We start from the raw sequence: 12403 nt of genomic DNA, 5'->3' as shown, positions 1-12403 counted from the left end.
GCTGGTCAATGCAGCTCAGACAGGGTCAGCGAATGACCTTCTTGACCACTTCGACCAGCTTGACCGGGTCGAAGGGCTTGACCAGCCAGCCGGTTGCGCCGGCAGATTTGCCCGCCTGCTTCATCTGATCCGAGCTTTCGGTGGTCAGGATCAGGATCGGGGTGCTCGTGTACTGAGGCGTGGCACGCAGCTTCTTGACCAGCGAGATGCCGTCCATGCGGGGCATGTTCTGGTCGGTCAGGACGAGGTCCACAGACCGGCCGTCCAGCTTTTCGATGGCGTCCTGGCCATCCACGGCTTCAATCACCTGGTAGCCGGAGCTCTTCAGGGTGAACGCCACCATCTGGCGCATCGAGGCGGAATCGTCTACGGCGAGAATGGAATGCATGGTCTTGCTCCTTGGATGCGAGTCGGGAATCAGAAGAGTTCGATCGACCCGGCATCCATCTCGGACTGGGTCACGGGGTTGTCGCGAAGTTCAGTGGGGACCGGTACGGCTTCGAGTTCGTCGCCGTCGGTGGCCTCGACCACCAGGGCGTCTGCCACCACACCGATGCGCTTTCGCGTATGGATGATCAGCTGGCTGGCCATGTCCTGGAACTGCAGCGCAGTGACGGCGCCGGCCAGGTGATGGCGCAGCTCCGACAAGCCCGGGGCTTCGGCAAGCATCGAACCGGCTTCGCCGGTGAAGCGACCCAGATGCGTGCTGGCGGAGGCGAAATGCCCCATCAGCTGCTCGGACGCGTCGTTGAGCAGGCCATGCAGCCGCTCCAGATCGGTGGAAGCGAGCATGAGGTGGTCCTGCAGCCCGGCAACGAACATTCGCTGCTGGGGGCTGCCAAACTCGCCTCCGGCGGGGGCCTCGCCGTGACTGGCTTGCATTTCCATGAAAGCAATCTCCTGAAACTCGGTCTCAGCCCTGATGCGATGGTGTGTCAGGGCACACCATGGGCTTGCAGGGCTTTGGATCAGTATCGGTTTGGCGGGGTGCGTTCAATCGGGCAATAAAGGGGGCAAAGGGCGCACATTCCCCGCCTGCACCGACACCGGCAGCCAGTCGCGTGGATCGTGTTCGCGGCTCGACGATGCGCCGTTAACATCCCTGCAACCCACTCGCGCTCGACCGGACCGCCAGCCGCAGCGGCCAGCGAGTTGACAAATTGCATACACCACCGAACCGGGCCAGCCCATGAGAGAACTGCTCGTCGTCGAAGACAGTGAGGAGGACTACTTCCTCACACTGGCCACACTCAAGCGGCAAGGCGTTCAGGCCCATTGCGAGCGCGTCGAAGACGAAGCGGCCATGAAGGCAGCCCTGGCGCGAAAGCAGTTCGACGCCGTGATCTCCGATCACAACCTGCCCAACTTCTCGAGCTTCGGGGCATTGGCCTGTCTGCGCGCATCGGCGCAGGCCAGCCTGCCCTTCATCATCGTCAGCGGCGAGATCGGCGAGGACCTCGCCGTGCAAGCCATGCGCGAGGGCGCCGACGACTACCTGCTCAAAGGGCGGCTGGCGCGTCTGTCCAATGCGCTGGAACAAGCCATCGAGCGGGCGGCGCTGCGTGCCGAGAACGCTGCCCAGCAGGCCCGCCTGGCGCAGAGCGAGGCCAAGCTCGCCGCGCTGTCGGCCCATCTGCAGCACGCCGTGGAGCGCGAGCGCAGCGACATCGGCCGTGAACTGCATGACGATGTGGGCGGGCAGCTCACTGCGCTGCGCTTCGATCTGGACTGGATCGAGCGCCACAGCGCAGGCGATGTGAAGGCGCGCGCGCTGCGTGCACTGGCGACGGCCGACGAGGCCCTGCATGCCGCTCGGCGCATCCTGCGTTCACTGCGTCCGCCCGTGCTGGATCAGGGTGTGATCGCGGCGCTGCAGTGGCAGGTCCGCAGCTTCAAGGAGCGCCACGGCATTGACGCAGTGATCGCGTTCAATGCCGAGCCGCGCGATCTGCATCCGGACGTCGCGCTGACTTTGCTGCGTGTGGGCCAGGAGGCGCTGACCAATGTGGCCAAGCACGCGAAGGCGACCGAGGTGGCGCTGGATTTCGTCGACCTGGGCGATCAGGTTTCGCTCGAAGTTGCGGACAACGGCGTCGGCCTTGGCGCGCAGGCTCTTGCCAAGCCGGACAGCTTTGGCCTCTCCGGACTGCGCGAGCGCGTACGCGCACTCGGTGGCGAGATGGACCTGATCAGCGAGACCGGCGAGCTGGCCACACGCGGTACAACCCTCATCGTGACCCTGCCGCGTCAGCCGGCCACGCTTGCTGAACCCGCATGAGCACGCAGGGCCTTACCCGCGTGATCGTCGTCGACGACCACGCCCTGATCCGGCGCGGCATGCGCGAGACCCTGGCTGAGCACACGGACATCCGCGTGATCGGCGAGGCTACCGAGTACGGCGAGCTGCGCGAGCTGCTGCGCAGCGGCCTGACGCCCGATGTCATCGTGCTGGACATCAACCTGCCGGGGCGCGACGGCATCGATGTGCTCAAGACCCTGCGCGCGGAGGGCAATGCCGTCGCGGTGCTGGTGGTCACCATGTACACCGAGGATCAGTACGCACTGCGCAGCCTGCGCGCGGGTGCGAACGGCTACCTGCACAAGAGCGCGCCACCGCAAACCCTGGTCGCTGCCGTGCGCCAGCTGGCGCAGGGGCGGCGCTATCTGTCTGCGGAGATCGCCGAGCTGATGGCCGCGGCGCTGGCAGGCGAGGGCGAAGGCCTGCCGCACGAGAAGCTCTCGGACCGGGAGATGCAGACGCTCAAGGCGATCGGCTCGGGCAAGCAGCTCTCCGAGATCGCTGCGGCCATGCGCTTGTCACCCAAGACAGTCAGCGTCTATCGCGCACGCCTGCTGGAAAAGATGAAGCTCTCGACCAACGCCGAGCTGACGCACTACGCGATCAAGCACGGCTTGGTCTGAATATGGCCGATTTTGTTTGTTTTTAAGAAGACAAAAATCGGCTTTCCGCATATCCAAAGCCAGTCCTCGGCGAGTTGTTTGCCGCGTATATTCTGTCCGAATTTGATATTCAATCAACCGGAACGACGCGATTCTTGCCGCTGCGCTTGGCGGCGTACATGCCCGTGTCGGCCCGCACGATCACCTCGGCCAGACTCTCGCCGGCTCGCCAGACCGTGACACCAGCGCTGAAGGTGATCAGCACCTGCCGGTTGTCGTGCAGGAAGTAGTTGGCTGTCAGCTGACGCTGTACGCGGGTCATGGTCTGCTGGGCCTGCTCGAGCGTGGTGTCCGGCATCAGCACCACGAACTCCTCGCCGCCGTAGCGCGCGGCTTGGTCCACGGCGCGCACAGTGGCGCGCAAAGTGCCGGCGAGGTGCTTGAGCGCCTCATCACCCGCGGCATGACCCAGCAGGTCATTGAGCTGCTTGAAGTTGTCCACATCCAGCAGGGCAACGGCCAGCGGCCTGGGCTGCGCATCCGAAGCGCGTGAGGACTGCGCGCTGAGCTGCTCGAACGCCTGCTCCAAGCCGCGGCGGTTCATGATCTGTGTGAGGTGATCGGTCAGCACCCGCTCGCCGGCACTTACCAGCTCCGCCTCGAGCGTGCGGACACGGTCTTCAAGCTCCTGGACATGCTGCTGCGCGTTCACGAGCTCGTCTCGCCCCGCCACGACGCGATCGCGCATCTGGCGTGTCTGGGATAGAAGCTGCGCCACGGAATCAGCCAGGGCCTCCAGACTGGTCGCCGACCCGATCGCGGCGGATACGCCGTCCACCTGGCCGATGAAGTCCTCGGTCTGTTCCCCGACGCTCTCCAGATGTTCCTTGACCTTGGCCAGCATGAGGCGGAAGGCCGCGCGCGCTTCGTCCCGCTCGCGCTTGATGCGCTGCTGCTGCGCACTTGCGCCATTCAGTACGGTGCGAATGTCGCGCAACGCCCGGCGGTTCACGCCGCCCGCCAGTTCACGGTTGACCAGGGCCACCTGGCTCTGCACCCAGCTGGCGTCTTCCACCAGACTTCCGGTCTGGCTCATGACATCACGCAGCAAGCCCAGCATCTCGGCATGCTCTGCCCACGTGCGCCGGTGGGTGCCCACCACGCAGTCCGCGGCCTGCTGGACATCGACCTCGTTCACTTCCTTGAGTCGGCCGGCCGCAGCGGCCAGAAGCGGCGCGCGCAGGCGCTCGGCCTCCGGCGCGGTACTTGGCACGCTGTCCGCCAGGGCCTCGGCGAGTTCGGCACTGAGCGCCGCCCATCGAGCGGCCACGGCCGCTGCGCCATGGGGCTCGCCTGCTGCATCGCTGGCGGGCGCAGGCGCGGATGCCTGCGCAGCCCCAGAGGTGTGCCCGGGTCGCTCAGCGCTGCGCGCAGGCTCGGCGGCAAGCGAGTCCTGAGGCGTCGTCGCTGGCGGGCTGTCATCGTCCGCGGTCTCCACGCGGTCCGCATCGGCGCTGCCGCTCCAACTGCGCAGCAGGCCGCTGAGGCGCTCGCTCAGGCGAGCGGGATCCGCACCGCTGGCCTCAAGTACCCTCAGCGCGGACTCCTTCTTGCGTGCAGGCGTCCAGCCGCGCGCGGGGTGATCCACCTGTCGCAGGAGATCCGTCAGCAGCTCGCCAAGACGTGCCGTGCCGGTTTCGCGCTTCTCGCCGCCGCGCAACAGATCCAGGACCCGCGCCCAGTCACGGCTGGCCGCGGCGCGCTCAAGCTGTTTGGCCTCGGCCGCGTTGTCGCGCTGGCTGGCCAGTGCCTGAACACAGGTCAGCAGTACGCGCTCCGGCGCAGTCTGCGGATCCGCACCGGAAATCTCGCGGTAGGCACTGCTGAAGTTCTCGGGGGTCGGTGGCAGGCGACGCGATGCCAGCAGGCGAATGGCCTCACGGGCCAGGTTGGCGGCCTCGGCAGCGCCGGCCGCGCTGGCTGCTTGCGGATCACCGGTCCTCGCCGGCTTTGTGGGGCTGGCAGCTGCGACGCCAGAGGGGCTCACGGCACTGCTCATGGGCCGCTCAGTGCGCCGTGCCGGCAGTTGCGGGTACGGCCTGCTGCTTCATCGCGCCGTCGGCAGACGCAGTCAGATGAAACTCTTCGCAGGCCCGCATGGCCTGCCAGCGCGGCTCGGCGCCAAAGTTCTTCTGGCGCTCCAGCAGCTCAAGCACCTGCGCCTCGGGCAGAGGCTTGGAGAGCAGATAGCCCTGCATGATGGTGCAGCCGTGTGCCATCAGCGCTTCCATCTGCGCGCGAGTCTCCACGCCTTCGGCCACGACACGCAGCTTCAGGCTGCGCGCCAAGGCGATGATCGCGGTGACGACGGCCCGGTCCTCGTTCTTCTTGTCGAGCGAATCGACAAAGCTGCGGTCGATCTTCAGCTTGGACAGAGGCAGCCGGGTCAGATAAGCCAGCGAGGAATAACCGGTGCCGAAGTCGTCAATCGCCACTTCGATCCCTTGGGAACGCAGCGCATTGAGCTGCGTGAGGCTCGCCGCAATCTCCTTCATGAAGCCCGTCTCGGTCAGCTCCAGCTCAAGGAGCTCCGGCCGCAGACGTTCACGCGTCAAGGCGCCCTGCACCACCGAGCTCAGGTTGGCGTGCTGCATGTGCTGGCTGGCGATATTGACGGCAATGGGTACGGGCTCCATGCCCGCATCCAGCCAGCGGCGCCCGGCTCGGCAGGCTTCCTCGATCGCCCACTCGCCCATCGGCACGATCAGGCCACTCTCCTCCGCCACGGGAATGAACTCGCCCGGCGGCACAAGGCGCCCTTCACGCTGCCAGCGCATCAGTGCCTCGACCCCCACAATGCGGCCGCTCGCCATATCGACCTGCGGCTGGTAATGCAGGATCAGTTCATTACGCGCGATCGCCTTGTGAAGGCCAGTCTCGATCTGGATGATGGCCGGGCTGGAGCGCTCCAGCGCCTCGCTCCACACCTGGATGCCATTGCGCCCGGACGCCTTCACGGCATACATCGCGGTATCGGCGTGGCGAAGCAGCGTGGGCGCATCCTCGCCATGGTGCGGGTACATGGCCATGCCGATCGAGCAGGAGACGAAGCACTCCTGCCCCACCAGCCGCAACGGCTCGCGGATGGCCCGGCCGAGCCGCTCGACCACCTGGATCGCGTCGTCCTGGCTCTTGACCTCGGTGAGCAGCACGGTGAACTCGTCACCGCCCAGACGGGCCACCCCTGATGGATTGCCCGAGTCATCGTCTGCCATGGCCACCGAATCGCTCGCACGCACCGAGCGCTTCAGACGCGAAGCCACTTCGATCAGCAACTCGTCGCCGGCTGCGTGACCCAGGGTGTCATTGATCTGCTTGAAGCGGTCCAGATCCAGAAAGAGCACCGCGAACTGGCTGTTGCGCACGCGCGCACGCTCGAGCGCGAGTTCGATGCGCGACAGGAACTGGCGCCTATTGGGCAGACCGGTCAGCGCGTCGTAGTTTGCGAGCTGACGGATCTTTTCCTCCGCCAGCTTGCGTTCGGTGATGTCCTGCAGCACACCGGCGTAGTTGACCAGTCGACCGCCGGCATCCAGCTCGGGCTCGGCCTCGATCTTGATGATGCGCAGCTGGCCGCTCTGCACGAACATCCGCAGCTCCATGGACACCGAGATGTTTTCGCGCGCAGCACGGCTCATGGTGTCGCGGTAGTGCGTCAGATCGCGCGGATCGATGCGCGATTCGAACTCGCCGATCGACAGGCAGGACAGACCCGCACCGAAGCCGACGATGCGGAAGCTCTCCTCGGAGCCCGTCAGCATCATCGACTCCGGATTCAGCTCGAAGCTGCCCATGCGCGCAATGCTCTGCGCGCGGGCCAGCTTGGCACGGCTGCGCTCAAGCTCTGCGCGGGTTCGCGCAGCACGCAGCAGGTAACGCAGGCGCTCGGCCAGCAGGGTCCAGGAGGACGACTTCACGAAGAAGTCCGTTGCGCCTGCCTCATAGGCACGCGTCACGGAATGCTCGTCATTCAGACCCGTCAGCATCAGCACCGGGACATGACTCAGGCTCTTGAAGCTGCGGATCTGCGCACAGACGTCGAATCCGTCCATGACCGGCATGAGTGCATCCAGCACGACCACATCCGGCAGGTTTGTGCGCAGCCAGCTCAGCGCCTCCGCACCGCTTTGCACCTGATGCACACGGAAGCCGCGTTGCGTCATGGAGAATGCGGTCAGCATGCGGCCGATCGGCTCATCATCGACCAGCAGGACCAGGGGTTGAGCCAGGCCTTCGGCAGCCTGCACTGCGGCCGCGCCGTCTTCCGGCAAATGCTCAGACATGACACTCACCCTCGATCAGATCTTCCCAGCACGCCAGAACGCGGGCGTGAACCTCTGTGGCATTTTCGGCAGCCTTCAGCAAACCTTCAGTGCGCCCTTCGCTGGCATCACGCTCGATCTGGGCGCACAGGCGGGACAAGCCCATGGCACCGACATTGGCGCTCGCCGACTTCAGGGTGTGCGCCGCGAAGCGAACCTGCGCGGCGTCTGCCATTCGTGCCGACTGAAGCAGGCGTTCGATCAGGTCCAGCGACGAGCTGCGGAAGGTCGAGTGGATCTGCCGGAGCAGCCCCGGCGCGCCCATCTTCTCCATGTCCCGCAGCTGCTGGATGACTGTGCCATCCAGCTCGTCTGAGCTTGCCTTTGAGGCCGGGCCCAGGTCAGCAGCGGTAGCGAGCTCTTTCGCACCGAGCATGGCCGGATCGACGGCATCGGAAACCAACTCCTGCGGCAGGCCGATCCAGGTTTCGAGCAGGGCACGAATGTCCCGCGTCTTGAAGGGCTTTGCCAGATAGCTGTCGAACCCGACGGCGAGGCAGCGCTGGGCTTCAGCCTCCATGGCGTGCGCCGTCACGGCGACCACCGGCGTGTTGGGTGGCGAGACGAAGTGGTCGCCCTGATACTGCCCGGAGCGGAAGTGCGCCACCGCGGTGTAACCATCCATGATCGGCATCTGGCAGTCCATCAGCACGAGATCGAAGCGCTCATCCATCAGCGCCATCAGCCCGTCCAGCCCGTCGTGGGCGATGCGCAACGTGCAGCCCAGTGGCTCGATCATGGCGCGAACGACTTCCTGGTTCACGGGATTGTCTTCAACAAGCAGGACGCGCCCCTTGAAACGTGCGCTGCTCTTGCTCCGAGCGTCATTGAGCTGCTCAGGCGTGCTCACCAGCTCCAGCAGCAGATTCAGCAGTTCCTGCTGGCGCACCGGTTTGGGCAGGTAGCCGTTGGCGCCGGCGTCCTTGGCGGCCGCCGCACCCTCGACGCCATCGGTAGAGGTGAGCATCGCCAGCATGGTGTCGCGCAGGTGGGGGCGCCGCCGCATTTCGCGGGTCATCTCGAGGCCGTCCATCACCGGCATCTGCCGGTCGGCCAGCACGAGGTCGAAGCGCTGCCCGCGCTGCGCCGCGGTCTCCATGGCGTCCAGGCCCTGCTGCCCGTCAATGGCGCTGACGCTTGAAATGCCCCACTGCGCCAGCTGGTTCTCCAGGATCAATCGATTGGTCGGGTTGTCTTCAACGATCAGCACCCGCAGGCCAACCAGTCGCGCATGCACCGCGTCAAGCTCATCGGCCAGCGCCGGTGCAATGGCCAGCGGCAGTGCAAGCTCGAACACGCTGCCCTTGCCCGGTGTGCTGGCGGCGAGGCGCAGATCTCCACCCATGCGCACCGCAATCTCGCGTGAGATAGCCAAGCCGAGGCCCGTACCGCCAAAGCGCCGTGACATGGTGCTGTTGCCTTGCGTGAACGGCTGGAACAGACTGCCCTGAATCTGCGGCTCGATACCCATGCCGGTGTCGATCACCGAGATGACAACCTGGACCCGACCGTCGGGCAGCATCCGGTCCATCCGGGCGTGGAGCACGACCTCACCGCGGTCCGTGAACTTGATTGCGTTGCCAACCAGATTGGTGATCACCTGGCGCAGGCGATGCGGGTCGCCGATGAGTTGCGCCGGGATGTCGTTGTCAATACGGTGGGCAAGCTCGATCCGCTTGGTGTGCGCGCGTGGTGCGAGCAGCTCGAACAAGTCTTCCACCACGGTACGCAGCGTGAAGACTTCACTGCTCAGATCCAGGTGGCCCGCCTCGATCTTCGAAAAGTCGAGGATGTCATTGATGGTATCCAGCAGGCTTTCTGCCGAGCGATAGATGGTTTCCGTATGGCGGCGCTGGCTGGGATCGAGGTTCGTGCCCAGCAACACTTCCGTCATGCCCAGCACGCCGTTCATCGGCGTGCGGATCTCATGGCTCATATTGGCCAGGAATTGACTCTTGGCACGGCTGCCTGCTTCAGCCTCATCCTTTGCGCGTTGCAGGAGCAGCTGCCGTTCGTACTCCTCAGTGATGTCGCCGCACATGCCCTGTACCAGCGCCTCCTCGCCCGGTACACGCAGCCTCCACGTGCGCAGACGAAGCCAGCGCAGCCCTCGCTCCGGATGATCAAAGCGGAACTTGATGTCCACCTGGCCGCTTTCGATCTCCAGCGACAGGCGGCTGGCCACGAGCGGCTGGTCGTCCGGATGAACGCGCGAGAGGATGAGTTCGATGTCACGCGGTGAGCTGGGTGCGGGCAACCCCATGACCCGCTCGAATTGCGGTGAAACATAGTGGTATCGCGAGCGATCATGCGTCGCGATGAAGATGTACTCGTCGATGGACTCGGCAAAACGGCGCAGGTACGCCACGCTGCGCTCAGCGACCCGCGCGGCGGCGGCGGCTTCGGTGTTGTCGACGGCCAAGCCGATGATTTCCAGTGCTTCGCCAGTTGCACCGTCTCGGATCACACCCTTGATGGTGCGTAGCTCGCGCAGCTTTCCGGACAGCTCGATCGAGAATTCGTCGGTGATGATGTCGCGGCCACCGCTGATGAGCAACTCGTCGCCCGCCTCCAGGCGCGTCGCGTAGGCGGGTGCCCAGATATCGCGCGCTGATCGACCGATGAATGCCTGCCGATCCTTGGCGGCGATCGCCAGCGCAGCGCGGTTCACATAAGTCACCGCACGGGTACTCGCAGACTTGATGAACAGAGGAGTCGGCAGACAGTCCATCACGCGATTCAGACGCGCAGCCTCCGCCAGGGCCGTTGCGCGCTCTGCTCGGGCGCATTCGAGCTCACGGCGCAATCTGACGATCCACGTCACCGAGGCTGCAATCACGAACAGCAAGACAAATGCCAGCAGACCCAGCGTCGGGGGGCCATCTTGCGCGTCTGCAGCTGCGGCTTGCGCCAGGTTGGGCGCAGAAATCGCGAGCATCGACAGGGGGAGCAGGGTCGGGGGCTTGGGCATTTGGGCAGTCAGCCGGCACGCGTGCTCGGCTCATCTGCTGTTTCGGCAGCTTGCCGGTTCTGCTTGAGACGATGAATGCGTAAGAAGACCGCTAAATGCGAGCCTGTTCGGCGTCTCGACGTCCGCGCGACCCGGTTCCGCGCGCGTTTTGCAACTTGCGCATCCATGATGAAATCCGGACATGCATGCCCATCCCAAGGCTCACCTGAAGCGCGCCGGCGCGTGGCGCCGTTTCACGCTTCGGTCAGTGCCACCGGGTGTACTGATGGTGTGCGCCTGTTCAAGCGCGCAGGCTGCCACCGGTGAATCCAGCGGCGTCCTGCTCTGGCTGGCCGCAGGGGCAGCACTGGCCATCGGTATGGCTACAGGCGTATTCTGGGCGCGTAGTCGCAGGGTCGCCCCAGGGCCGGGCGCACCCGCCGGTACTGCGGCGCGCTTGCCGCAAGGGGTTGCCCAAGACCGGCGCCGAGAGAGCGGAGATGCACAACCGGGAGCGGCAGATAGTGATCCGCTCATTGACCTCCTGCTTGCCCATGCGAGCGGACCGGTCCTGGTGGCATCAGTACAGGCTGGCACCGTGCACATTGATCAGGCGAGCTCGGCCCTGTGCCAGCTGCTCGAATTGCGCTCGGCCGACCTGTCCGGCATGCCCATCAAGCTGCGGCTGTCCGGCAGCCCGTCGGACTGCGATCAGACAGAGGCCGCGCTCAATGCGGCCATGGCCGAGGGCCGTCCGATGCGTTGCCGCCTGGCGCTGACGGATCGCTACGGCACGGACATTCCGATGGCGGCGCGCGTGGAGCCCCTACCTGGGCGCACTCAGGCCGTGCTGTTGCTGGAGTCTGCTCAGCAACGTGCCCGCACTGATCAGAGCACCTCGCTGGCAGCGCTTTCCCATGACCTGCGCGCACCGCTACGGGTGGTGGATGGCTTTGCGCGCATTGTTCTGGAGGACTACGGCGACAAGCTCGATCAGGTCGGCCGCGACCACCTGAACCGGATCGCGTCTGCCGCGGTGCGTCTGAATCTGATGCTCGACAAGGTGCTTGAACTGGAGCAGCTCGAGCGCAGCCAGCTTGCCGCGGAATCGATCGATCTGTCCGCGCTGGTTCGGGCCTGCGCCGAGGAAATGGCGTCCCAGTATGGTCAGGCCAGCTTCCAGATCGAGGAGGGTCTGCGCGTGCGCGCCGACAAGCTGCTGATGCGCCGCGCCATTGAGAATCTGGTCGGCAATGCGCTGAAGTACAGCAGTCGCAGCAAGGAGCCGCTGGTGATCTTCCGCTCCGAGCGTCAGGGCGAACTCCTGACCTACGTCGTCGAGGACAACGGTGTGGGCTTCGACATGCGCTTTGCGGACCGGCTGTTTGGCTTGTTCCAGCGACTGCATAGCGCCAACGAGTTTGGTGGCACGGGAGTGGGGCTGACGACTGTGCGCTCGATCATCCAGCGCCACGGCGGCCGGATCTGGGCCGAGTCCACGCCCGGTCAGGGGGCACGGTTCTACTTCACGCTATGGGAAGGCGGCACGCATTAGGCCGCGCTCGACTGACTATTCGGCCAGGGATTCGACCGATTCGATCAGACTGGCAGCGTAGTCGTCTGCCGACTTGCCGGAGCGTTCGGCTGCACGCAGCAGTCGCTCGTGGGCATCCGAACGCCGCAAGCGGTAGCGCTCCATGAGAATTCCAGTCGCAATGCGCACAGACTCGGACTGGGCGTCCGGTTCGGCGGACTTGCCTGTCGCATCCGCCTTCGGGCGGCTCAGCGCCGCTCGCACGGCAGGGACCACCTGGCTGATGTCTAGCGGCTTGACAAGATAGGACAGCGCCCCGAGCTCGCTGGCGCGGTTTACGAGCTCCTGGTCGGCAAAGGCCGACAGAAACATGAATGGCGTGCCGGTGTGCTCGCGCAGGTAGGCCGCCACCGACAGGCCGTCCTTGCCGTTCATGCGGATGTCCAGCAACGCGAGGTCTGGATGGTGCTCGCGCGCCATGAGGATCGCGTCGTCACCGTTATCGGCTTCGAGCACGTTCATACCGGCATGCCGCAGCCCGCTGCAGGTCGTGGCCAGCACGAGACGATCGTCGTCGACAACCAGAACGGTGGGGGCGGTGTTGGGGGTACTCATGCGCTAGAACTGTGGGCCGCC

The 12403-nt window shown here is 65.3% G+C and carries 9 protein-coding genes; 3 read left to right on the top strand and 6 right to left on the bottom strand.

Going from position 1 to position 12403, the window contains the following annotated elements; all coding sequences use genetic code 11:
• Positions 1-25: 25 nt before the first annotated feature.
• Together ACMDW7_RS02235 and ACMDW7_RS02230 are read right to left on the bottom strand one after the other, a co-directional pair.
• Positions 26-388 carry a response regulator gene (locus ACMDW7_RS02235; RefSeq protein WP_377305957.1) on the bottom strand — a complete coding sequence of 121 codons (363 nt, stop codon included), beginning with the start codon at positions 386-388 and terminating at the stop codon, positions 26-28.
• 29 nt (positions 389-417) lie between these two features.
• The gene (locus tag ACMDW7_RS02230; RefSeq protein WP_377306177.1) at positions 418-882 is read right to left on the bottom strand and encodes a hypothetical protein; all 465 of its coding nucleotides are present in this window, start codon (positions 880-882) and stop codon (positions 418-420) included.
• A gap of 307 nt (positions 883-1189) precedes the next feature.
• On the opposite strand from ACMDW7_RS02230, the gene ACMDW7_RS02225 reads away from it, so the two are divergent.
• Positions 1190-2278: a histidine kinase gene (locus ACMDW7_RS02225; protein WP_377305959.1), complete on the top strand. Its 1089-nt coding sequence runs from the start codon at positions 1190-1192 to the stop codon at positions 2276-2278.
• The gene (locus ACMDW7_RS02220) at positions 2275-2922 is read left to right on the top strand and encodes a response regulator (protein ID WP_377305961.1); all 648 of its coding nucleotides are present in this window, start codon (positions 2275-2277) and stop codon (positions 2920-2922) included. Before ACMDW7_RS02225 ends, ACMDW7_RS02220 begins: the two co-directional genes overlap by 4 nt.
• A 109-nt stretch (positions 2923-3031) precedes the next feature.
• On the opposite strand, the gene ACMDW7_RS02215 is transcribed toward ACMDW7_RS02220, so the two are convergent.
• From ACMDW7_RS02215 to ACMDW7_RS02205, 3 genes are read right to left on the bottom strand one after another with little or no spacing between them, the layout of a single operon-like run.
• On the bottom strand, positions 3032-4960 hold the full coding sequence (locus tag ACMDW7_RS02215; protein WP_377305963.1) for a sensor domain-containing diguanylate cyclase: 1929 nt from the start codon (positions 4958-4960) through the stop codon (positions 3032-3034).
• A 7-nt stretch (positions 4961-4967) separates the two neighbouring features.
• Positions 4968-7244: a putative bifunctional diguanylate cyclase/phosphodiesterase gene (locus ACMDW7_RS02210; protein ID WP_377305965.1), complete on the bottom strand. Its 2277-nt coding sequence runs from the start codon at positions 7242-7244 to the stop codon at positions 4968-4970.
• On the bottom strand, positions 7237-10254 hold the full coding sequence (locus ACMDW7_RS02205; protein ID WP_377305967.1) for a response regulator: 3018 nt from the start codon (positions 10252-10254) through the stop codon (positions 7237-7239). Before ACMDW7_RS02205 ends, ACMDW7_RS02210 begins: the two co-directional genes overlap by 8 nt.
• A 553-nt stretch (positions 10255-10807) precedes the next feature.
• Between ACMDW7_RS02205 and ACMDW7_RS02200 the strand changes: the two genes are divergently transcribed.
• Positions 10808-11788, top strand: coding sequence for a sensor histidine kinase (locus tag ACMDW7_RS02200; protein WP_377305969.1), 981 nt, complete (start codon positions 10808-10810; stop codon positions 11786-11788).
• 15 nt (positions 11789-11803) lie between these two features.
• Here the strand turns inward: ACMDW7_RS02200 and ACMDW7_RS02195 are convergent, their stop codons facing one another.
• Entirely contained in the window at positions 11804-12382 is a 579-nt protein-coding gene (locus ACMDW7_RS02195) for an ANTAR domain-containing response regulator (protein WP_377305971.1), read from the bottom strand.
• Positions 12383-12403: the final 21 nt, after the last annotated feature.

The organism is Piscinibacterium candidicorallinum, assembly GCF_047549485.1.
GTDB lineage: Bacteria > Pseudomonadota > Gammaproteobacteria > Burkholderiales > Burkholderiaceae_C > Piscinibacterium > Piscinibacterium candidicorallinum.
The sequence above is the reverse complement of the archived record's forward strand: the minus strand, read 5'-3'. Positions and strand labels throughout refer to the sequence as shown.